General features: G+C 42.0%; 26 protein-coding genes and 1 pseudogene. 16 read left to right on the top strand and 11 right to left on the bottom strand.

Annotation, left to right across the window (positions count from 1 at the left end; all coding sequences use genetic code 11):
- Positions 1-4: 4 nt before the first annotated feature.
- Positions 5-1,099: an aminofutalosine synthase MqnE gene (mqnE, locus tag JOD17_RS05185; RefSeq protein WP_204695981.1), complete on the bottom strand. Its 1,095-nt coding sequence runs from the start codon at positions 1,097-1,099 to the stop codon at positions 5-7.
- A 270-nt stretch (positions 1,100-1,369) separates the two neighbouring features.
- Here mqnE and JOD17_RS05180 point away from each other — a divergent pair, with 270 nt between their 5' ends.
- Together JOD17_RS05180 and JOD17_RS05175 are read left to right on the top strand one after the other, a co-directional pair.
- The gene (locus JOD17_RS05180; protein WP_042360324.1) at positions 1,370-1,555 is read left to right on the top strand and encodes an aspartyl-phosphate phosphatase Spo0E family protein; all 186 of its coding nucleotides are present in this window, start codon (positions 1,370-1,372) and stop codon (positions 1,553-1,555) included.
- Positions 1,556-1,668: 113 nt separating this feature from the next.
- Positions 1,669-2,025: pseudogene (locus JOD17_RS05175) on the top strand (HesB/IscA family protein); the annotation flags it as partial.
- Positions 2,026-2,096: 71 nt separating this feature from the next.
- On the opposite strand, the gene JOD17_RS05170 reads toward JOD17_RS05175, so the two are convergent.
- Entirely contained in the window at positions 2,097-3,086 is a 990-nt protein-coding gene (locus JOD17_RS05170; RefSeq protein ID WP_204695979.1) for an FAD-dependent oxidoreductase, read from the bottom strand.
- Positions 3,087-3,365: 279 nt separating this feature from the next.
- Here JOD17_RS05170 and JOD17_RS05165 point away from each other — a divergent pair, with 279 nt between their 5' ends.
- The 3 genes from JOD17_RS05165 (at position 3,366) to JOD17_RS05155 (ending at position 5,848) form a co-directional block, all read left to right on the top strand.
- Positions 3,366-4,586, top strand: coding sequence for an FAD-dependent oxidoreductase (locus tag JOD17_RS05165; protein WP_204695978.1), 1,221 nt, complete (start codon positions 3,366-3,368; stop codon positions 4,584-4,586).
- A gap of 182 nt (positions 4,587-4,768) precedes the next feature.
- Entirely contained in the window at positions 4,769-5,095 is a 327-nt protein-coding gene (locus JOD17_RS05160; RefSeq protein WP_204695977.1) for a YuiB family protein, read from the top strand.
- Between the two features lie 111 nt (positions 5,096-5,206).
- On the top strand, positions 5,207-5,848 hold the full coding sequence (locus JOD17_RS05155; RefSeq protein ID WP_204695976.1) for a 3D domain-containing protein: 642 nt from the start codon (positions 5,207-5,209) through the stop codon (positions 5,846-5,848).
- A 49-nt stretch (positions 5,849-5,897) separates the two neighbouring features.
- Here JOD17_RS05155 and JOD17_RS05150 read toward each other — a convergent pair whose 3' ends face one another.
- The 3 genes from JOD17_RS05150 to JOD17_RS05140 all read right to left on the bottom strand — a co-directional run bounded on the left by JOD17_RS05150 (position 5,898) and on the right by JOD17_RS05140 (position 8,484).
- Positions 5,898-6,386, bottom strand: a complete 489-nt coding sequence (locus JOD17_RS05150) for a divergent PAP2 family protein (protein ID WP_204695975.1) — start codon at positions 6,384-6,386, stop codon at positions 5,898-5,900.
- A 135-nt stretch (positions 6,387-6,521) separates the two neighbouring features.
- Positions 6,522-7,100, bottom strand: coding sequence for a biotin transporter BioY (locus JOD17_RS05145; RefSeq protein WP_338028753.1), 579 nt, complete (start codon positions 7,098-7,100; stop codon positions 6,522-6,524).
- A gap of 151 nt (positions 7,101-7,251) precedes the next feature.
- Positions 7,252-8,484, bottom strand: a complete 1,233-nt coding sequence (locus JOD17_RS05140; RefSeq protein WP_420827929.1) for an MFS transporter — start codon at positions 8,482-8,484, stop codon at positions 7,252-7,254.
- 299 nt (positions 8,485-8,783) lie between these two features.
- On the opposite strand from JOD17_RS05140, the gene JOD17_RS05135 reads away from it, so the two are divergent.
- The 4 genes from JOD17_RS05135 to JOD17_RS05120 all read left to right on the top strand — a co-directional run bounded on the left by JOD17_RS05135 (position 8,784) and on the right by JOD17_RS05120 (position 12,533).
- A complete protein-coding gene (locus JOD17_RS05135) occupies positions 8,784-9,470 on the top strand; it encodes a glycerophosphodiester phosphodiesterase (RefSeq protein ID WP_204695974.1) in 687 nt (228 codons plus the stop codon).
- A gap of 76 nt (positions 9,471-9,546) precedes the next feature.
- Positions 9,547-10,176 carry a DUF6944 family repetitive protein gene (locus tag JOD17_RS05130; protein ID WP_204695973.1) on the top strand — a complete coding sequence of 210 codons (630 nt, stop codon included), beginning with the start codon at positions 9,547-9,549 and terminating at the stop codon, positions 10,174-10,176.
- 90 nt (positions 10,177-10,266) lie between these two features.
- Positions 10,267-10,740 (top strand): S-ribosylhomocysteine lyase, encoded by a 474-nt coding sequence (locus JOD17_RS05125; RefSeq protein ID WP_204695972.1) that lies wholly within the window; start codon positions 10,267-10,269, stop codon positions 10,738-10,740.
- A gap of 116 nt (positions 10,741-10,856) precedes the next feature.
- The gene (locus JOD17_RS05120; protein ID WP_204695971.1) at positions 10,857-12,533 is read left to right on the top strand and encodes a formate--tetrahydrofolate ligase; all 1,677 of its coding nucleotides are present in this window, start codon (positions 10,857-10,859) and stop codon (positions 12,531-12,533) included.
- On the opposite strand, the gene JOD17_RS05115 is transcribed toward JOD17_RS05120, so the two are convergent.
- Positions 12,530-13,129, bottom strand: a complete 600-nt coding sequence (locus JOD17_RS05115) for a cysteine hydrolase family protein (RefSeq protein WP_204695970.1) — start codon at positions 13,127-13,129, stop codon at positions 12,530-12,532. The genes JOD17_RS05120 and JOD17_RS05115 overlap by 4 nt on opposite strands.
- An 86-nt stretch (positions 13,130-13,215) precedes the next feature.
- Between JOD17_RS05115 and JOD17_RS05110 the strand changes: the two genes are divergently transcribed.
- The gene (locus tag JOD17_RS05110) at positions 13,216-13,713 is read left to right on the top strand and encodes an Lrp/AsnC family transcriptional regulator (protein WP_204695969.1); all 498 of its coding nucleotides are present in this window, start codon (positions 13,216-13,218) and stop codon (positions 13,711-13,713) included.
- Between the two features lie 2 nt (positions 13,714-13,715).
- Entirely contained in the window at positions 13,716-14,909 is a 1,194-nt protein-coding gene (locus JOD17_RS05105; RefSeq protein ID WP_204696099.1) for an aminotransferase, read from the top strand.
- A 26-nt stretch (positions 14,910-14,935) separates the two neighbouring features.
- Here JOD17_RS05105 and JOD17_RS05100 read toward each other — a convergent pair whose 3' ends face one another.
- Positions 14,936-16,273, bottom strand: a complete 1,338-nt coding sequence (locus JOD17_RS05100) for a sodium-dependent transporter (protein WP_204695968.1) — start codon at positions 16,271-16,273, stop codon at positions 14,936-14,938.
- Between the two features lie 214 nt (positions 16,274-16,487).
- Between JOD17_RS05100 and yugI the strand changes: the two genes are divergently transcribed.
- Positions 16,488-16,916 carry a S1 domain-containing post-transcriptional regulator GSP13 gene (gene yugI, locus JOD17_RS05095; RefSeq protein ID WP_042360334.1) on the top strand — a complete coding sequence of 143 codons (429 nt, stop codon included), beginning with the start codon at positions 16,488-16,490 and terminating at the stop codon, positions 16,914-16,916.
- 80 nt (positions 16,917-16,996) lie between these two features.
- On the opposite strand, the gene JOD17_RS05090 is transcribed toward yugI, so the two are convergent.
- Positions 16,997-17,227: a DUF378 domain-containing protein gene (locus tag JOD17_RS05090; protein WP_042417791.1), complete on the bottom strand. Its 231-nt coding sequence runs from the start codon at positions 17,225-17,227 to the stop codon at positions 16,997-16,999.
- Positions 17,228-17,343: 116 nt separating this feature from the next.
- Between JOD17_RS05090 and JOD17_RS05085 the strand changes: the two genes are divergently transcribed.
- From JOD17_RS05085 to JOD17_RS21815, 4 genes are all read left to right on the top strand, one after another.
- A complete protein-coding gene (locus tag JOD17_RS05085) occupies positions 17,344-18,672 on the top strand; it encodes a glucose-6-phosphate isomerase (RefSeq protein WP_204695967.1) in 1,329 nt (442 codons plus the stop codon).
- Between the two features lie 69 nt (positions 18,673-18,741).
- Positions 18,742-19,146 (top strand): YugN family protein, encoded by a 405-nt coding sequence (locus JOD17_RS05080; protein WP_204695966.1) that lies wholly within the window; start codon positions 18,742-18,744, stop codon positions 19,144-19,146.
- Positions 19,147-19,166: 20 nt separating this feature from the next.
- Positions 19,167-19,322 (top strand): hypothetical protein, encoded by a 156-nt coding sequence (locus tag JOD17_RS05075; RefSeq protein ID WP_169965845.1) that lies wholly within the window; start codon positions 19,167-19,169, stop codon positions 19,320-19,322.
- Positions 19,323-19,402: 80 nt separating this feature from the next.
- Positions 19,403-20,032 (top strand): hypothetical protein, encoded by a 630-nt coding sequence (locus JOD17_RS21815; RefSeq protein ID WP_420827926.1) that lies wholly within the window; start codon positions 19,403-19,405, stop codon positions 20,030-20,032.
- Here the strand turns inward: JOD17_RS21815 and JOD17_RS05070 are convergent.
- Genes JOD17_RS05070 through JOD17_RS05060 form a run of 3 tightly spaced genes read right to left on the bottom strand, consistent with a single transcriptional unit; the run spans position 19,997 to position 21,926 of the window.
- Positions 19,997-20,800: a M15 family metallopeptidase gene (locus JOD17_RS05070; RefSeq protein WP_204695965.1), complete on the bottom strand. Its 804-nt coding sequence runs from the start codon at positions 20,798-20,800 to the stop codon at positions 19,997-19,999. The genes JOD17_RS21815 and JOD17_RS05070 overlap by 36 nt on opposite strands.
- A 17-nt stretch (positions 20,801-20,817) precedes the next feature.
- On the bottom strand, positions 20,818-21,231 hold the full coding sequence (locus JOD17_RS05065; protein ID WP_042360335.1) for a disulfide oxidoreductase: 414 nt from the start codon (positions 21,229-21,231) through the stop codon (positions 20,818-20,820).
- Entirely contained in the window at positions 21,228-21,926 is a 699-nt protein-coding gene (locus tag JOD17_RS05060; protein WP_204695964.1) for a thioredoxin domain-containing protein, read from the bottom strand. Before JOD17_RS05060 ends, JOD17_RS05065 begins: the two co-directional genes overlap by 4 nt.
- Positions 21,927-22,013 lie beyond the last annotated feature (87 nt).

Genomic DNA, 22,013 nt, shown 5'->3' with positions numbered 1-22,013 from the left:
GAATTTAGTACGTTTTAATCACGTTGTAGAACGTGTCTCGCTCTACTGGTACTTTGTTTGCGCCTTTGATCATATGAATGAGCTCTTTTCTCGTAATTCCTTGAGACGTTAACGCCCCTACAGAGTGTGAAATTCGCTCTTCAATGAGTGTACCGTGGATATCGCTTGATCCAAATGTTAGTGCCATTTGGGTTAATTGAGGTCCGATATTAATCCAATACGCTTTAATATGATCGAAGTTATCGAGCATAAGTCGAGAAATTGCAATTGTACGCATATCATCAAATGCTGACGTTCGTCTTGTAAGTCCAGCATTTAACTTACGTGGTTGCATGGCAAGCGGGATAAATACCATATAGCCGTTCGTCTTGTCTTGCAATTGACGAAGGCGATCCATGTGAATTAAACGTTCTTCATACGTATCAATGGAACCGTAAAGCATCGTAGCATGTGTCTTTAAGCCGAGACCGTGTGCAATTTCATGCGCTTCTAGCCATTCATCCGTTGAAGCTTTTTCAGGACTCATCTTCGCACGGTAACGCTCAGTAAGAATCTCTGCCCCGCCACCTGGAAGGGTGTCAAGTCCAGCTTTGATTAGTTCTTGAAGAACTTCTTTCATTGAAAGGCCAGCAATACGTGCGAAGAATTCAATCTCAGCACCAGTATATGCTTTAACTGTTACATCTGGGTAATGTTTCTTTAAGGTGCGAACCGTATCTAAATAATAATCAAATGGAACTTCATTATTATGACCACCAACGATGTGGAATTCTTTAATGTTATCGTTCCAGCGATCGCTAACATATTTCAATAAATCATCGGAATCCATCGTATAAGCGCCTTCTTCACCGGGCTTACGTTTGAAGCCACAGAATGAACAACTCGCTTCACATACGTTCGTCGGATTAATGTACATGTTCTCAATAAAGTAGACATTATCGCCGTTTTTCTTTTCATTTACTTCATTAGCTAGTTGAGCAACCGAAAGTAGATCGGGAGTATCGTAAAGTAAAAGACCATCTTCAATTGTCAATCGTTCACCGTTTCTGACTTTTTCACTAATGGCTGCAAGTTTAGGATCTTGTAGTAACGTAGCCATCGTTATCCTCCTTTAAAACGGGTCTCCGTTGTAAAATATAGTATAATGCATTTCGAACATAAGTAATGGGAATGTTTCTCCTCATCTATTATACGCTTTCCCTATCTTATTGGGAAGGGAAGATGACGGAACACTTCTATAAGCGGACAAACACTTGAAAGTCAATAGAGTTTTAAGATTTTTTTGCTTGGTCATCCAGTTTCTAGTAGAATAACAGTAGATTTACTAAAGAGAGATGAATGCTCGTCATGAGCAAGAAAGGAGATCAACATGGAACAGGATCAACAGGAAATCGTTGAGCAGCTGGAACAGTTACGCTCGAAAATGATTGAAATGGCAAAACAGCATGGCATGGATCATCCTCTTGTATTGAAATATAGCCAAGAAATCGATCTTATGCATACAGAACTGTTAAAAGCATCTCATCAGGAGCTTACTGTTGTCTCGACATATTAAGCCCGTTGAATAAAACCAATCCTCCATGCGATTCTCTGAACTTGCGATTCGTGACATACCATATTACAATAACGACAACGTAATCTTTTCGATTTACCCGAAAGGAGGAAGAGGTCATGATTACAATTACAGAAACTGCGGCAGCGCGAATTACTGCAATGAAGGAAGAAGAAGGCAATTCTTCATTGAAATTACGAGTAGGTGTCAAAGGCGGAGGATGTAGTGGATTGTCTTATGGACTTGGCTTTGATGCCAATCAAGCAGAAGATGATACACTCTTTGAGGTGTCTGGCATTGATGTTCTCGTTGATTCGGAAAGTAAGCCGATCGTTCATGGGCTCGTGATCGATTATAAAGAGAACATGATGGGCGGTGGTTTCACGATCGAGAACCCTAATGCTATTGCTAACTGTGGATGTGGCGCCTCATTTAGAACTGCACAAAATGAGGGAACACCAGAAAATTGCTAAACATCAAATGGAAGCGATACGCTTCCATTTTTTTTGTGCAAAAAAAGCCTGGAATCCCCAGGCTTTTTCCTTTAAAACATATGTGAACTGTGTCCAGGCTGAAGTCTTGCTTTTGGATCGATATAAGCTTTTGCATTACTTACAGCAGTTGGCGCTTCTCCAAAACCAGAAGCAATTAACTTAACTTTTCCTTCATAAGAAGTAATATCACCTGCAGCATAAATACCAGGGATGTTGGTTTCCATTCTTGAGTTAACAAGGATGCTGTTTTTAGTAATTTCTAGTCCCCAGTTTTTAATCGGTCCAAGAGAAGATACAAAACCGTAGTTGACGATCACGTCGTCTACATCGATAATTTGTTCTTGTTCGCCTTTAACTTCTTGCAACACGACTTGTTCGATGCGACGTCCGTCACCGCGAAGCTCTTTAATGTCATATGGTGTGTGTAAGGTTACATCAGATTTGTGTAATTCATTGACGCTATGTTCATGCGCGCGGAACTTGTCGCGACGATGAGTCAATGTTACGTTCGCTTGTTTTTCTAGCATAAGAGACCAGTCAACAGCAGAGTCTCCACCACCACAAATCAACACGTTACGGCCTTTAAATGCGCTCAAGTTGTTCACAAAGTAATGCAAGTTACTCGCTTCATATTGTTCAGCTTCTTCAACTGCTAATTTACGAGGTTGAAACGCACCAACACCGCCAGTAATAATAATCGTTTTGGAGTAATGTACGTCTTTATCTGTTTCAATGCGGAATGTTTCATCTTGAAGCTTATCAACCGTGTTAACTGTTTGTTCTAACACGATCGTTTGATCAAACATTTGCATTTGTTCAAGCAAGTTATCGATGAGTTCTTGCGCACCAACCTTTGGAAAGCCAGCGACATCGTAAATGTATTTCTCAGGATAAAGAGCAGTAAGTTGACCACCAAGTTGAGGCATACTTTCGATGACTTTGACTTTTGCTTGCCTCATCCCGCTATAAAATGCTGCGAATAAACCTGCCGGTCCACCGCCAATAATTGTAATATCGTAAAGATCGATAGAGTTTTCCACGACCTCACACCTCCAAGTAGTATAAAACTGTGACAACCTTTATAGTATACCATTGCTTAGGTTTCTCTGAAAACGTTTGAGTGTCTCTTATTGCTACAAAATTCGACTTTAGCTTGCATAAAGCAAACATTTTCATATTGAAATGTCGAGGGACTATAGCTATAATTAACAGTGTACATTTGTGAACGTTTAGTAACATTAATTTTTTTGTCTGAGTACGTGAATGAAATCACAAACTTAGACACGAGGATTTATTAATAGATTGGAGATGTGAGGAAAGTGGCAAAGAAACCACAAATCGTCATTCTTGGTGCAGGATATGGCGGAATGATCGCAGCGACGAAACTTCAAAAAAAGCTAGGTTCAGGTGAAGCACACGTAACACTTGTGAGCAAGCACAAGTACCATTATCAAACAACTTGGTTACACGAACCAGCCGCAGGAACAATGCATCACGATGATGCTCGTATTGAGATTGATAAGGTTCTTAACTCAAACAGAGCGAACTTTGTTCAAGACACAGTAACTTCAATCAACAAAGACGAGAAAAAAGTCATCTTAAAAGAAGGTGGAGAGCTTGCGTACGATTATTTAATTATCGGTGTCGGTGCAACTGCTGAAACCTTTGGTGTAGAAGGTGTCTTTGAACACGCGTACCATAAGTGGACGATTGATGGTGTACGTGAACTTAAAGATCATATTGAATTCCAATTTAGTAAATACCGTAACGAAACGGTTCATAAAGACGAAGACTTAACGTTTGTCGTTGCAGGTGCTGGATTTACAGGGATTGAATTCATTGGAGAACTAAGCGAGCGAGTTCCAAAGCTTTGTGAACACTATGATGTGCCACGTGAAAAAGTAAAGATGTACGTGATTGAAGCGGCACCAAGTGCACTTCCTGGGTTTGATCCAGAACTCGTTGAGTACGCGATGAACTTACTTGAGCACCGCGGTGTTGAATTCAAAATCAACACGCCAATCGCTGAAGTAAAAGAAAACCTCGTTGTTTTAAAAGATGGCGAAGAAATCCCTGCAAGCACGATTATTTGGGCAACAGGCGTTCGTGGAAACAAGCTTATTGAAGAATCTGGTTTTGAAGCGATGCGCGGTCGTGTGAAAGTAGACGCTGATTTACGTGCACCAGGTGAAGAAGACGTCTTTATCATTGGTGACTGTGCACTCATCATCAATGAGGAAACGGAGCGTCCATTCCCTCCTACAGCACAAATTGCAATGCAACAAGGTGCAGTAGCAGCTGAGAACGTGATGGCACTCATCCGTGGAGGCACAACGTCTAACTTAAAGCCAGAAATTCTCGGAACACTTGCTTCACTTGGTGGTAAAGAAGCGATGGGTACTGTTAACGTATCATTCCTTAAAGGAAGAAAGCTTTATGGACGTTCTGCATATTTCATGAAGCATATGAGTGATAACCGTTACTTGATGAAGCTAGGCGGACCGCTTCTAGTTCTTAGCAAAGGAAGAAACCCATTCTAAAATTTGTATTGAAAACTAACTCAGCTGCAACGGTGCGACTGGGTTAGTTTTTTTGTTTGGGGCGAATGAATTTTTGATGCGTCGCAACGTGAAAAACATATGGACAATGTTTGAACATTGTTTAGTTTATTGACGAGGGTGTTCGCCTTTTGTAAACTTAATGTGATATGGAGGTGAGCGGCATGGGAATTACGAGTTTGCCGCAGTTAGTCATTTCCATGATGTTGTTTTTAATTTTGTTTTTTGGTATTGGTTTTCTTTTAAATATGGTACTTCGTTCAACGTGGATGATGGCGGTTCTTTATCCAATCATCGTCGTATGGATTGTAAACTCGGCGACGTTTACGCAATACTTCACGAACCCAATTCAATCCTTCTCAGCTATTCCAGCCGAGTTTGCTGCACTTAGAATTGCGGATATCGTTATTTTGGCATCCGGTTTTATCGGTGCAATTATTGCAGGGGTTGCGATTCGCATGTTACGAGTTCGTGGTTATCAGATGTTTTAAAAACATACATCGTGGAAGCATAAAGCATTGCCAGTTGGCAATGCTTTTTTGATACGTGCATAAGCACGTCTTGAATTGGGCATGCTGTCGTAAGTGAAAGAAGGTGACAGCATGCACTTGACGACTACCGTTTTGCGACGAACACTTCTCGCACTACTCGTAAGCGCTGCCCTTTATGTAACGTACAATCAGCTTACAGGGTTAACGCATAATGATTGGTATGAGTCGAATACGTTAGATACGCAAATTCACGAACAAGTGATTCAAGAAGCATCGTCGGAAGGATTACTGATTAAAGAAAATGCATCCGTAAGAGAAGCGGTTGCCCAGATTGAAGAATTTGCAAATTTTGATGCATTTCCGACGCGACGTGTCATGGCAACAGGCTATACTGCGGGTATGGAATCAACGGGTAAAGAACCTGGTCATCCTGCATATGGTCTTACATATTCCGGTGTACCGGTTTCAAGAGACGTCTATTCAACGATCGCAGCAGACCCTGATGTGTTTCCAATTGGAACGGTGTTGTTTATTCCAGGATACGGATACGGCGTTGTTGCCGATACTGGCTCAGCGATTCAAGGAGAAATTATTGATTTGTATTATGACACTGTTGAAGATGTATTTGCTGAGTGGGGGAAGAAAGAAGTAGATGTCTACATTATCCAAGAAGGAAATGGTCAACTGAGTGAAGATGAATTTAGAGCTTTCCAAGAAAATCGAGCCGTCGATGGTTTTACACCACCTGTGTAATGAATAAAAAAAGCCAGTGCCTACAATTAAGTAGGTACTGGCTTTTGTCTTAGAATAAGGTAGGTTCTAAAAAGTTGTATACGAAGATTGCGAGCAAAATTCCGAGTAGTGCTCCGAAAAAAACCTCAATTGGCTTATGACCAAGCAGTTCTTTCAATTCTTCGCGCTTCTCAACTTCTTCTTTATGCTGCCAATTCTTCGCTTCATGCATGAACTTGTTAAAATCATTCATTAGTTGATTTAACATCGTAGCATGGTATCCTGCGTGTCTACGTACTCCAGTAGCATCATACATAACAATGATGGCAAACATTGCAGAAAGTGCAAAGAATGTTGAATTAAAACCGTATTCAAGGCCGATCGTCGTTGCAAGGGCGGTGACAGCGGCTGAATGGGAACTAGGCATGCCCCCAGTGCTTGTTATTAAAGAAAAATCCACTTTTCTCGTTGCGATAAAGGCAATCGGGACTTTGACAAGCTGTGCAACGATAATGGCTGAGATTGCCATCCAGAGCGGATAATTATAAATGATTTCCATGAAGCTCAACGTCCTTTCTCATCTAAAAGCGTGGACGTTCTTCGAATCGAAGAAAACCCCGTATACGAACATTTACATATTATAACACAGTCCGTAAGGTCCTACACATGAGAAAGAAGTATTGATCATGAATCGTTATGAATATTGCGATGATAGTGGTCGCTTTACGAGTTGTGGCAGTCGGTGTGCGATGACAGCCGCCATAACTGTTAAGAGGACGTCTTTTATGAAAGGCAACAACATCCAAAGCCACACGAGTCCGTAAGAGAATTCATCAGGTGCACCAAAACCGAGCATATAAATGCCATACATCCAGTTTGTCCCGATCAAGTAGTTGGCGAGTAGCCCGAAAAAGCTAGCAACAACATACGTTTTGATGGTCGGTTCAGCTTTTCGCTCAATGATTTTTCCAACGATAAAAGCAACGACGATAAAAGACAGTATAAACCCAAAGGTTGGACGAACAAACATCCCTGGTCCTCCGTGGAACTGTGTAAACACAGGAGCACCAAGTAAACCAACAAGGGCATAAATTGTCATCGCCCAAGCGCCTCGTTTACTACCGAGTACAGCTCCAGTTAAAATCGCCATAAATGTTTGAAAGGTCACCGGTACTCCGAAGATAACAAGAAATGGAAAGAAACTCGTAATATTAGATGCAACAGCCATTAGTGCAACGAACATAGCAATAATGATTAGGTCGAAAGTTCTCACAGTTCCATCTCCTCTAGTTATGTATGGTTTGAACTATAGCGTGTCGACTTCATATTGTCAACTAAAATTTATAATCGGTTAACGAAAGAGGCGCGAAAAAAATAACCGCTACAAGGTGAGCGTTTAACTCGATCTTGCAACGGTTAATGGATTAGACTGTTTTTTCTTGCCGTGATGATTTTGGCTGTTTGTTATCACTATTTTCATGTGAGAGTACGAGCTTTAAACAAATTGCTGCTACGAAGAATAGCCCTCCTGTAATAATGAACACCATTGGAATGCCTAACGTCCCGGCAATAAAACCACCCGAAACAGGACCGATGACATTTCCGAGAAAGCGGAAGCTTTGGTTGTAACCGAGTACTTCGCCTTGCATTGAAATGGGACAGACTTGACGAATGTAAGCTGTCGTACATGGAATTAATCCACCGACTGCAATTCCGAATAAGAAACGAAGTAGAATTAAATGCCACAGTTCGGTAACAAAGGCTTGAGGTATGAAGAATAATCCTGACAACAATAGCAGCACGAGCATGATTTTCTCATGACCGATTCTGTCCCCGATCTGCCCCCATTTTCTCGTGGCCACTAAGTTCCCAAGCCCTGTAACAGAAAACGCAAGTCCAGCTAAAAACGCGAGATTCTCCGTTTGTGTCAGACTATCCACGTACAATGCAAGCAATGGCTGGACGCTAAAGTTGACGAGTTGTATCAGCATTGCAACGACCATAACCATAATGAGAACAGGCTTGGCTCCAATATGTTGAAGAACTTCTTTCCAGTGATAGCGTCTGCGCTTTTCACCTTTTTCTTCGTAGATGACTTCTTTTACGCCGACAATGACGAGTATTGTCGCAAGTACGAGCACACTTGAGGTAATAAGAAATGTTAATTGCATTCCGACTGTATCGGCAATCATTCCACCCATGAGTGGTCCGAGTAAACCACCAGATACCGTACCGGTTTGAAGGGTACCGAGTGTTTCACCAGCCGTGCGTTTATCACTTTGAGCGGAGATTAATGCCATTGATGCAGGGATAAAGCCTGTCGCAAGCCCCATAAATGCCCGTAAAACAAACAGTGATTCAGCGGATTGGACATACCCCATTAAAAACACACTAATTGCGATCCCAAAGCCAGTACCAATCAATATTTTCTTCCTGCCAAAGCGATCTCCAATTCTACCCCATAACGGAGAAACGAGAAAAGCTACTAAAAAGGAGACACCAAACGTTAGTCCAGCCCATCTCTGTACTTCAGCTGGTGTGTATCCACCAAACGAGTCAATATATAATGATAAAAACGGTAAAACCATCGTCATACTTGCTCCGACGAATAGGTTTGCAAACCACATAATAGTCAAGTTACGTTTTTCAACTTTGATGATAATCACCTTCGTTTATGATTGAAGTCAAACGTGTAAAAGAGAAGTAAGAACATGACATGAAGGGAGAGAAGAAGAGCAAGACACGTGAAGATGCACTCTGGTTTACAGAGTGTTGGTGAGTGTTCAATTTATTTCGCTTATCTAAATAATACATCACTCTGATAAAGTGAGTCAAAGACGCTGTTCGTGCTCCTATGTGAAAAATGCTAGAATAATCTAGCCATTTCATTGAAATGCTCTTCTTGATTAAGAATTTCTAACGTATGCTATAAGGAACAGGTAAGGGAGTGATTCAGTTGGTTGAAGCGACGGTTAAAGTAGTTGCCCACCGTGGAAGTACGAAAGGTTCAATCATCCAAGAAAACACACTCCCAGCGTTTGAACGTGCCATTATGTTAGGAGCCGATTACATTGAAACGGATCTTCGAAAAACGGTGGATGGACAAATCGTCTGTGTTCACGATGAATCGGTAGAAGGAAAAAAAGTAAAGTATTTGACGTATGCTGCATTAAGAAAACAAGGTGTGGCAAAGTTAGAAGATGTGTTGAGGTTGTGCAAAGGGAGAATTCGCCTTAATTTTGAGTTAAAAGAGCAACAGCTTGAAAAGGATTTTGTGAGAATTGTAGAACAAAATGGTATGAGTAACGATATTATCGTTACGTCGTTTGATTACAGTGCAATTCAAACGATACAACGTATAAATCCAATGATTCAAACAGGATTGATTATTGGTAAACGCAATCGCTTCCAAAGAAAACGCTTGCCGCTAGCTCATATCGATGTGGTGTGTATCCACTATTCTTTACTAACCGATCAACTTATTGACACCGTTAAAAATCACCGTTCAATGCTCTGGGTGTGGACAGTCAACAATCGTTCGGACATACAAAAATGTTTAAAAAAGAACAACATTGATGGCATTATTACTGATGAAGTTACGCTATGTCGGAACGTTGTCATGGATTATGAAACCTTCCGATAGGGCTCATTTGTTACATATTCGCTTTCAATGCATAGGCTACTGTAGCGAATGACTGTACAAAGGAGAGCCTTAATCCATGTCTAGACTAGAAGTGTTTGCCGCATGGATGATTGTAACTGGAACGGTTTTTGAAGCCGCATCGGTTACGCCGAAGTTTCCAATAACAAATGAATTACGTGAATCATTAGAAAAAATCGGTGTTGCGTTACAAGCAGCTGGAGATGCGATTATTTATGAACTTATAGAAGAATACAACGCAGAAAAGTTAGGAGCTGGGCTATTTACAATCGGAAACTTGACGATCTTACAAGGTTTACTTCGTGAAGATGTCGATGATGAGCAAATGACTAGATTTGATATGCAAGGAAATGCAATTCAAGCTTTAGGAGGCAGTTTAATTTTGTCGGGCTTGTTTCCGCTAGAAAGGTCGAGAGTAGGAATTCTTGAGTTTTATGGGGTGGCAATTGAATCAATAGGGAACGTGTTGCACGTGTTTGCAGGTGCCAAGAATTTACGTGGTGAAGACGGAGATGGAGATACGCTAGATCTTTTCGGCGCTTGGGCACAAGTCGTAGGTTCAACGATGGGAGCAATTGGCCTTGAAATCAGTTTAGTAGAAGATGAGATGAGTGAAATTGACAAGGAAGCCGACTTGCCTCAACAATTAGAAGAGATGAAGGTGAGAATAGCGGCTAAATATTCATAAGTCACGATGATAGCAAGCAAGATTGTATGATTGCCAAATGTTTTGTCCGTGTCGTAAACTAAGTGTAATTGATGATTGGAGTGATGAGTAATGGCTTCTAGAGTCGAAAGCTTTGAATTAGATCATACTAAAGTAAAGGCGCCATACGTAAGGCAAGCTGGTGTTCAGCATATTGGGACGGATGGCATTGTTCATAAGTTCGATATTCGCTTTGCACAGCCAAATGTCACGAATCTAAACCCACCTGAAATTCATACACTAGAGCATTTGCTTGCAATTCACATTCGTGAGTATACCGAAGCATACGATCATATTGAAATTATTGATTTGTCACCGATGGGTTGTCAGACAGGTTTTTATTTAATCGTTGACGGTCCTGCACAAGTCACAGAGATTATCGACATCTTAGGGAAAACGATGACAAGAGGACTCCAATACGATTATGTACCCGCAGCGACTGAGCTAGAGTGTGGCCAGGCAAAATTACACGATCTTGATGTCGCTAAAACGTGGATGACGTATTGGCTAAAGCAAGACAAAAAAGAGCTAGAACAAGTCTTTTAACGAGGCGGGCCAAAGGGCTCGTCTTTTCTTTGCACATTTGTTTGTTTTTAGAGCTTTCAGAGTGCTTTGTCATTCATGTATACTTATGACGGAACACAAACGGAAGGGGTAATCGTATGGTGAATACAGACATAGAAATTGCACAGCAAGCGAAAATGTTGCCGATTGATGAGGTGGCAGGTCGCTTGAATGTACAGGAAGATCAACTCGAGTTATATGGAAAGTACAAAGCGAAGTTAAAAGATGATTTTTTTCATCATTCTAGGAACGATAAGCTTGGAAAACTTATACTCGTAAGTGCCATTACGCCAACTCCAGCAGGGGAAGGAAAAACAACAACAACAGTCGGATTGGGAGATGCATTAAATCAACTCGGAAAGAAAACAGTCATCGCATTGCGTGAACCGTCGTTAGGTCCAGTCTTTGGAATGAAAGGTGGAGCAGCCGGTGGTGGGTATTCACAAGCAGTCCCGATGGCAGATATAAATCTTCATTTTACCGGTGATTTACACAGCATTGGTGCAGCGAACAATCTTCTTGCAGCGCTCATTGATAATCATATTTATCATGGCAACGAGCAAAAGATTGATCCTAAGAGCATTACTTGGAAGCGATGTTTAGATATGAACGACCGTCAACTTCGCAACATTGTCAGTGGTTTACAGGGCAATACGAACGGTGTGCCTAGAGAAGATGGATTTGACATTACAGTGGCTTCTGAAATTATGGCAATATTATGCCTTGCAAGTGATCGAGCGGATCTGAAGAAACGACTGAAAGAAATCGTGATTGGATTTACATACGATAAAGAAGAAATCACTGCAGGTGACCTTAAAGCAGAAGGAGCACTTGCTACGATTCTTAAAGATGCTTTCAAACCGAACCTTGTTCAAACACTTGAGAACAATCCAGCAATTATTCACGGTGGACCGTTTGCAAACATTGCCCACGGTTGTAATTCGGTTGTTGCTACGAAAACTGCGTTAAAACTTGGTGATTATGCAGTGACTGAGGCCGGATTTGGTGCGGATCTTGGAGCGGAAAAGTTTGTGAACATTAAATGTAGGCAGTCAGGACTTCGTCCGTCAGCAGGGGTGCTCGTTGCAACAGTACGAGCGTTAAAGATGCACGGAGGTGTCAAAAAGGAAGATCTTGCGAAAGAGAACCTTGATGCCATTGAAAAAGGGTTCGCGAATTTAAAACGACATTTCAACAATATGCAACAAGTGTATGGTATTTCAACGGTCGTCTCCATCAACCAATTCCCAACCGACACAGAACGAGAACTTGCCCTCGTACAATCATTATGTGAGCAAGAAGGTATTGAGGCCATTCGTTCTACCGGCTGGCGAGATGGCGGAAAAGGCGTTGTTGAGCTTGCTAACGCGGTCGTAAATATTGCCGAAGTCACTGAACCAGCTATTACGTTCACATATGATGATAACGATGGCTTAGAAGATAAAATCAAAGCCGTTGTTACGAAAGTATATCGTGGAAGTGGCATCCAGCTTTCAAACAAAGCTAAAAGTAAACTACGTGAATATGAGCAGTTAGGATACGATCACTTACCGGTTTGTATTGCAAAAACACAATATTCATTTAGCGATGACGTGCAGTTAAAGGGAACTCCAGCGGAGTTCACCATTCAAGTTCGTGACGTAAAGTTAAATAGTGGCTCTCGTTTTATTGTCGTATTAACGGGTGCCATTCTTACGATGCCCGGGTTGCCAAAACGACCAGCAGCAGAGAACATTGACGTAGATGATAAGGGAGTTATTTCTGGATTGTTCTAAATGGTTCGATCGTAATATTCCTCAGCATCTTCTAATAACGAATCGATCGATAAGTTCTCTGAAGAGGTAGTCGTCGCGCCTAGAACGGTTTTCATGATGGATATGGCCTGTTCATTCTCTTCTTTAGTAAGAGATGCTGACAGGTCTGATGGAATGAAAAGCTGATATCCTCTCATATAGGCATCATTAGCTGTGAAGTGTACACACATATTTCCAGCGACACCACAAAGTATTAAAGTTTGTACGTCTAGCTGACGTAACAAAATATCGAGAGGGGTTGCGTAGAACCCGGAGAATTGCGGTTTTAGGACGAAATAATCGTCCTCTTCGGGTTTTATTAATTCGTTAAACTCCCGAACGTTTTGCTGTTGTTGCATGCAATGGTTGAATAAGTCTTTAAAATCGCTCTGCCATCTGCCGTAATTGTCATTTACATAAATGATCGGGACGTTATATGATTTTAATTGCTTTTTTAATATAGAAACTTTCTCTGGTAAATTTGAGGCGCTTTCAATTAAGTCTTGGCCTTCTTCAAATGAAAAATCATTGATCATATCAATAATTAGCATTGCAACTCTTGGGGATGAATGATTCATAATTTCCTCCAAACATAAAATGTGATAACTATGATAAGATACGATTATAAACGAAACCTAACCTCAGTATATAAGGGGACCTATAAATGAGTAAAGAGCAAGAAACGAGACTCCTTCGTATTCTCGAACAAAATGGAAGAATTGATACAGAAGTTTTAGCTAAAATGCTAAATGAAGACGAAGAAACCGTAATTCAAACGATTAAACGTCTAGAAGACGAACATGTCATCTTAAGTTATGCAGCGGTCATTAACTGGAACAAAGTTGAACAAGAAAGCCAAGTTGCAGCTATGATTGACGTGAAAGTCACGCCACAACGTGGTGTAGGGTTTGATGAAGTTGCTAATCGTATTCAACGATTCCCAGAAGTTAGTGCGCTTTATTTAATGTCAGGAACGTATGATTTATCTGTGATGGTTGAAGGTCAGACGATGGAAGGTGTCGCGCGATTTGTATCAGATAAATTATCTACGCTAGATGCTGTTCTATCAACAACGACCCACTTCCGTTTGAAAAAGTACAAGCATGACGGCATCGTATTTGGTGAAGGTGAAAAAGATCGTCGAATGGTGGTTTCACCATGAGTATGACAGCAAAACAAACGAACCACAGGTTATCCAAAGCGGTGACGAGTATTGAGCCATCAGGAATCCGCAAATTTTTTGAATTAGCATCGACAATGGAGGACTGCATTTCATTAGGTGTTGGAGAACCTGATTTTGTGACACCTTGGAATGTACGAGAAGCGTGTATGACCTCACTTGAACAAGGTTATACCGCCTATACCGCAAATGCGGGATTATTAGAGCTGAGAATGGCGATTTCTGATTATATGGAGGACGCTTTTGATGTAACATATTCTCCGGATGAAGAGATCATCGTAACAGTTGGTGCAAGTGAAGCGATCGATTTGGCTGTGCGCGCAACAGTTGATCCGGGTGATGAAGTACTCGTCGTGACCCCTTCGTTTGTGTCGTATAGTCCTTTGATTACGCTGGCAGGGGCTACACCCGTTCCTGTGCTTACAGACTCTTCTACGAATTTCAAGTTAACGGTTGAACGCCTTGAAGAAGCAATTACTGAGCGTAGCCGTGCGATCATTCTTTCATTCCCGAACAACCCAACAGGTGCGGTCATGACGAAAGAAGAGCTAGAAGCGGTTGCACACGTCATTCAAAAGCATGACTTGCTCGTATTTTCTGATGAGATTTACGCTGAACTAAGCTATGATGAACCTCACACAGCATTCTCATCAATTGAAGATATGAAAGATCGTACGATATTAATTAATGGTTTCTCGAAGGCGTTTGCGATGACAGGTTGGAGACTTGGTTTTGTTTGTGCTCCTAAAGACATTACCGAAGCTATGCTTAAAATCCATCAATACTCACTCATGTGCGCACCAACACAAGCACAACATGGTGCGTTAGAAGCGCTTCGAAGTGGCGGAGATGAAGTGAAAACGATGGTAGACAGTTATTATAGTCGCAGAAATTATATCGTGAACTCATTAAATGAAATTGGCTTGCCTTGTCACATGCCAGGTGGTTCTTTTTATGCGTTTCCATCAATTGAAAAAACGGGAATGGATGATCAGACATTTGCCGAGAAACTCTTACTTGAAGAAAAAGTAGCAGTCGTTCCGGGATCTGTGTTTGGAGCTGGGGGCGAAGGGCATGTACGTTGTTCTTATGCTACGGGAATGAAACAATTACAAACTGCGGTAGAACGGATGGAGCGTTTCGTTCAACGTCATACAAAAACCAACCCGTCTTCTTAAGTGAAGAGGGTTGGTTTTTTAATTAGTTAACCAAAGATTAAATAGAAGAACACGACGATGATACAAAATGGTGTGATAAAGCGAATCATGAGTAACCAAATGGAGAAGAATCGGTCTCCTAATTTACTACCACGCAGTAATTCCTCTCGAAGATCTGGCTTTTTCATCTTATATGCGACGAATAATGAAATGAGCAACGCACCGAGTGGAAGTAGTATATTGCTAACTAGGTAGTCAACAGCATCAAAGAAAATCATACCGAAGAAATAGGTATCCGAAAGTAAACTGTAAGATAAATTGGATGGAATCCCCATCGCAAAAATTAGTAAGCCGACAATCCATGTCATGCGTTTTCTCAAATACTCTTTGCCACGAATTAATGGCGTTACGATAATCTCAATCAGTGAGAATGCTGAGGTTAACGTTGCAAATAGCATTAAGAGCATAAATAGAAAGAAGAATACTTCCCCAAATGCAAGCTGACCGAAAACAGCAGGTATGACGCTAAAGATGAGCATCGGACCTTGATCAGGTGGCATATCAAATGCATAAAGCGCTGGGAATATCGCAAGTCCAGCCATGATCGCAATCAATACACTGAGTAGAACAACGGACCATGCTGAAGAAGGAAGGCTCGCGTTTTTATCAAGGTAAGAGCTGTAAGTAACCATTACTGAAACCCCTAAGCTTAATGAGAAAAAAGCTTGCCCGAGTGCAAAGAGAAATGTATCTCCTGTTAAGGCTGAGAAATCAGGTTGTAAAAAGTAAACGACACCTTCATATGCACCGTCGAGTGTTAATGAACGGACCATAAGGATCAAGAAGATAACAAAAAGTGCGGGCATCATATAGATGCTTGCTTTTTCAATGCCTTTCTTGATTCCCATTTGAACGACTAGAATGGTCATAATCATAAACGCAAGGTGTGCAATTCCTACTTCCCATGGATTCGAAGTAATTTGCTCAAAAAGGGCAGCATGATCACCATCTGGTGGATTGGTGACATTCCCTGTAAAGCTCCGTACGAAGTAGGTTGTTATCCAACCTCCAACAACACTATAAAATGATAATAATAGGAAGGAAGCAACCATCCCGATAATTCCGATTAAATGCCATTGCCCTTTCGGTGCAATTTTTCGGTAGGCTTCAATGGCGCCTTCTTTTGTAGAACGCCCGAGTACAAACTCAGCAAGAAGTAAACTCGTACCGACAGTCATAAGTAAAATGATAAAGATAAAAAAGAAAAGTCCACCGCCTTGCTCTCCGGCGACGTAGGGTAGTCGCCAAACGGTACCGAGGCCGATCGCTGAACCGGCTGCTGCTAATACAAACCCTATTCTTGAACCCCAACTATCTCGCTGCATGTATGTAAGAAACCTCCTTTTTATGATACGTTTAACAGTAATTCAGAAAACTTCTACGTGTCAACTGGTTTTTCTTGCTTAGATTTATACCCCTTATCGACTTACTTCCTAATTATATTTAGCAATTTGAAACATTTACCGTTAACTTCGCTTTGCCTGTTTAGTGAACTTATGGTATGATTTATGAGTTAATAAATGATTAGGGGATGTTTGAATGTCTGTAACACAATACGAAGTTGGCAGCATTGTTGAAGGTAAGATTACCGGTCTTAAGCCGTTTGGTGCTTTCGTTGCCTTAGATGAGAAGAACCAAGGCTTGGTTCACATTTCTGAAGTCGCTCATGGTTATGTGAAAGACATTAACGAAGTTCTTTCCGTTGGTGAAGAAGTTAAAGTTAAAGTCAAGTCCGTTGATAGCGATTCTGGAAAGATTTCTTTATCCATTCGTGCTACTCAGCCTGCCCCTGAAGGGTCTGAGCAAAGGAGCGAACGTCCACGTAACAATAACAACCGTGGACCGAAGAATTTCAGTAGCAACAACAACAAGAATCAAGGGTTCAACACTCTTGAAGACAAGCTGAAAGATTGGTTAAAGCAATCGAACGAGATCCACGCTGACCTCAACAAAAGAGCACGTAAATAACTGTCAACCCCAATAAATTAAACCCGGACGACGCCTCGCTTTTCGGCAGTCCGGGTTTTTTTTAGAAGTTTAATGATACCCTAATGTCTTTCTGGCTCAGGGCTTCTCTCTAACTCTTCACTAGGCTTGAAGAGAATTGATAAGCTATATAGACCGGCAAGACCTACGATTGCATAAATCACTCTGGCAAAAGCAGCAGATTGACCACCGAAAATTGCTGCCACTAAGTCAAAGCTAAAAAATCCTATAAGACCCCAGTTAATCGCACCGATAATCACTAAAATGAGTGCAATACGTTGTAAACCGCTCATCAAACGTCACCTCCTATCGTACGCACTTAAGGTACATACATAGGGTGATGAATTTGATGTTTCGTTATGTACGATTTAAGCGGGAACTGTTTCCACATCAGTAAGGAGGTTTTCGTATGATAACATTCTCAAACATATACGCGGATTCTTTTATTAAGTCGCATGAATATGAGCAACTTAAACCGAGCCTATCTATTGCTCACGAGCAACTTCACAATCAAACCGGTGTCGGTGCAAATTACTTAGGATGGCTCGACTTACCTCTTGATCTCAATCAAGATGAGTGGGAACAAGTTCAAGAAAAAGCAAATGAAATCAAAGAAAATGCGGATGTACTGATTGTTGTCGGAATTGGGGGCTCGTATTTAGGTGCGAAGGCAATTATTTCTGCATTAACTCCAACGTTTAAACGAAGCGATTTAGGACCTGAAGTCGTGTTTGCGGGTCAACATCTTGATGGTGATTACCTTAATGACATGTTTGAAGCTTTTCAAGATCGTAGTGTTTATGTGAATGTGATTTCAAAATCTGGCACGACGACAGAACCTGCTATCGCCTTTCGATTTATTAAACGTTGGATGGAAGAGCGTTACGATAAAGGTGCATCCAAACGCATTATTGCAACGACCGATGCCAAAAAGGGAGCTTTACGTGAACTAGCTGAAACCGAAGGCTATGATACGTTTATCGTACCTGATGATGTTGGTGGACGCTATTCTGTGCTTACGTCTGTAGGACTTTTACCGATTGCTGTTGCAGGAATCGATATTCTTGAGTTGTTACGTGGAGCTGAACAAGCAAAAAAACAGTTTGACGTGAATGACTTGGAGCAAAATGAGGCTTATCAATACGCAGCCTTTCGTACTCTGGCCTACAAAAAGGGAAAAACAATTGAGTTATTAGCAACGTTTCACCCGAAGCTTCATGAATTAAGTGAGTGGTGGAAGCAATTGTACGGAGAAAGTGAAGGAAAAGACGGAAAAGGTCTATTCCCAGCTTCGGTTCAATACACAACAGACTTACACTCGCTCGGGCAGTATGTACAAGAGGGTCAGAGAACAATGATTGAGACCGTCTTAAATATTCGTTCACAAACGAAGACGTTACATGTCCCAAGCGACGCAACTGATTTGGATGGGTTAAATTATTTATCAGGCAAATCGCTGCATGACATCAATCAAAAAGCAGTTCAAGGAGCCATGCTTGCTCACATTGATGGGCAAGTGCCGACGAGTCTAATTGAATTAGATACCTTAGATGCGAAGCATTTAGGTGCGCTCATTTACTTTTTTGAAAAAGCATGTGCGATGAGCGGTTATATGCTCGGAGTAAATCCATTTGATCAACCTGGTGTTGAAAGTTATAAACGCAACATGTTTGCCCTTTTAGGGAAGCCAGGTTACGAATTAGAACGACAAACATTAGAAAAGCGTTTGTGGGAATAACTCCCGTCTTATTTTTTGCATGAAATGGACTACGTTTAGGGGAGGGTAATGGCAAAAGGAGGCGGCTTCATGATTGAACTGCGATCAGCCATTACCGATTTAACACTAAACATGCACGACTTAGAAAAACAACTACACCCACTAGGCTTTGTTACGAGCGACAATTGGGATTATGATCACGGATATATCGATTATCAAATGGACGACTCTGGAGAAGCGTATCATTTTTTAAGGATTCCTTATAAGGCAATCCAAGGTGAAATCGGTTCAGGGAACCCCGAAGTACAATTAGGGCAACCGTTCTTGCTAGCCCATCGATATGAATCAGGAATTGAACACGATGGGATCACCGCTTATAGTGCTGTCTATAACCAGTTTTCAGCACCAGAGGAAAAAGATGCGTATGTCGATCAAAAGTACATCCGAGACGGTGTTCTCATCTTAAAGGAAGTCGAGAATCGTCTCGTTCATTAGTCGTCCAAGGGAGAGGTACTATGGGAGCGATTCTTTTTGGCGCGGCCGTTTTTGTCGGATGGACCCTCATTGATTTAAGTAAACATAAAGAGCTAAAGAAAGAAAATGTGCTCGGTTCATTATTCGTAGCCATCATCGCTGCAATTGGCTGGGCTGTGTTTGATCTTATTTTATAGGGCGGGGATGAGTTGGAGCACCTCACTTAGGTTAACTTTAAAATATAAGCAGTCGTTAATAAGCATCGTTCATATGAGCGATGCTTTTAATTTTGGATCTGTGGATTGTTGTAGCAAGCCGGGGCAAGAGTGTAGCAAGCGGGAGCAAGAGTGTAGCAAGCCGGGGCAAGAGTGTAGCAAGCGGAGGCAGGAGTGTAGCAAGCGGAGGCAGGAGTGTAGCAAGCGGAGGCAGGAGTGTAGCAAGCGGAGGCAGGAGTGTAGCAAGCGAGAGCAAGGGTGTAGCAAGCCGGGGCAGGAGTGTAGCAAGCGGAGGCAGGAGTGTAGCAAGCGGAGGCAGGAGTGTAGCAAGCGGAGGCAGGAGTGTAGCAAGCGGAGGCAGGGGTGTAGCAAGCGGAGGCAGGAATGTAGCAAGCGGAGGCAAGGGTGTAGCAAGCCGGGGCAGGAGTGTAGCAAGCGGGGGCAAGGGTGTAGCAAGCGGAGGCAGGAGTGTAGCAAGCGGGGGCAAGGGTGTAGCAAGCGGGGGCGCAATGTGTAGACAGCCGAGCCTAAGAGCCTGCTTCCTAGCTTCTCATTCAGCAGTAAGAGTAAAAAACACAATTACAGAACCAAGTTTTTCTCGTCTTTTCAACGAAAAACCCCCTCCAAAGCCTACTTTGGAGGGGGAGCTGTCGAATTTAGATTGCGGTTGCTTTTTCGAAAAACTCTTCTAATGTTAAGTCGTGCTCAACCATCATTGTAGCGATTTCTTCGCCGACATAACGAAGGTGCCACGGTTCATAGCTAATGCCTGTTACATCAACTTTATGTTCTTCGTAGCGGATAATATATCCGTGCTTGTGTGCATTTTCTTCTACCCATTGCCCTTCAGGGGTATCTCCAAAAGCTTCGCTGAGTAAGAAATTATTGCTTTCACTAGACACGTCCATGGCTAGGCCGGTTTGATGTTCGCTGTTTCCGGGATAAGCAATCGTTTCACTTGCGATGTCTTCTCCTCGTTCTGCTGCGGCGTTTGAGAAGATGGCATCTTGACGATCGTAAGAACGGTATCCTGACACTGCAAAAAGGTGAATATCGTCTTCAACCGCAGCTTCAAATAAGGATTCAAGTGCTATCGCTGCAGGTTCTCGTAAGTAGCGCTTTTCGACATCTTCGTCAAAAGAAAACGTAACGTCTGGGACGACGAGGTCTTCTGGTTCATATCCTTCGGGTAATGCGTACTCATAATTAACGAGGACGGCTACGTTATCTGGGTTTTGAATGACTTCTTGTCCATCAACCGTCTCTGTTTGCGTGAAATGCTCTGCGTCGATTGACCACGGATCGGTTTCGGCGCTTGCTTCAGGTGTTGGTTCTTCAACTTCATCAATCTCATCGGTCGAATCAGCTGGGGACGGCTCGTCTTGAACTGAATTTCCGCAACTTGCAAGTACGAACAAGGCGGACGTGATGACGAATGCCTTTATAAGTTGTTGAGCCAAATGTGCCCCCTACCTTTCTAGTTGTGTTTCGGTTTTGCTAAAAATAATAATACAGTAATTAAAAGAAAAGCAACGAGTGCTTGGAACGGAATCGTAATAAATCCAAGTACGTTCATATATTCAGCGTTACAAGGAACTCCGGATTGACAAGGGGTTACACTCCCAAAACCAGGAATCTTTTGTAAAGCATAATGATACGCAGCCATGACCGCTCCAATAATACTAAACGGCAATGCGTACCATCGGATGTTAAAGTCTGATCGGAACGTTGCGATACCGAGAATAATCGCTAGCGGATACATTGCGATGCGTTGGTACCAACACATATCACAAGGAACAAACCCTAAGCCGATGCTATAAAACAGGCTCCCTCCTGTTGCGATGAGTGAGATCACCCAAGCAACATAAAGGAAAATTGAAGATCTAGTCATGACGCATTCTCTAATTGTTCGTCAATAATTTCTGAGATTGCATCGTAATCAAACGGATCACTAACTTCAACGTCATTTATAAAGATTGTCGGTGTGCCTGTCACATCAAACTCTTCAATCATCTCATGCTCTCGCTCAATCTCGGACATATATTCTTGTTGTTCGATGGATTCACGGAGTTCATCTTGATCAACGCTAGGCGCTGTTCCTTCCGCTATTGCAAGCACTTCATCGATGCCGATTGTTGAACCTTGTACACCAGCGGTTTGCATGAGTTCATGGTGGAAATCCCAAAATTCTTCATCGCTCGCATCATTATGAACTTTGTGGCTAGCTAGAGAAGACACTAATGATTCTTCACGAAAACCTAGGTAATTCACATAGGAATAAGAAACGTCACCAGAGTCGAGATAGTCTGCTTGAAGCTCTGGGAATATATCGCGGTCCCAAGTTCCACATGCCGGACATTTGTAGTCTCCAAACTCAATGACAGAGACTGTCGCATTTTCATCCCCATATGTCGGTTGTTCATCAACTGGTGGAGCCCCTTCGTGAACATTTGCCGAATTGCTGCCTCCATCACTATTAACGACGAAAAGTAAGGCCCCCATGACAACGACGAGTAATGCTGTAATTGCTACGAGAAATTTCATTGGGGCTTTGTTCGTTTTTGTTTGCTTACGATTTTTAGCCAAAACCTCTCACCTCTTAGGAATAAATCTATTAGTTTTCACCATCATAACACTTTACGTTTCCTCTTATACAAGGAAGGTGTGACATTT

Source organism: Geomicrobium sediminis (genome assembly GCF_016908595.1).
GTDB classification, from domain to species: domain Bacteria; phylum Bacillota; class Bacilli; order Bacillales; family Marinococcaceae; genus Geomicrobium_A; species Geomicrobium_A sediminis.
This window is presented reverse-complemented; position numbering and strand designations above follow the sequence as displayed.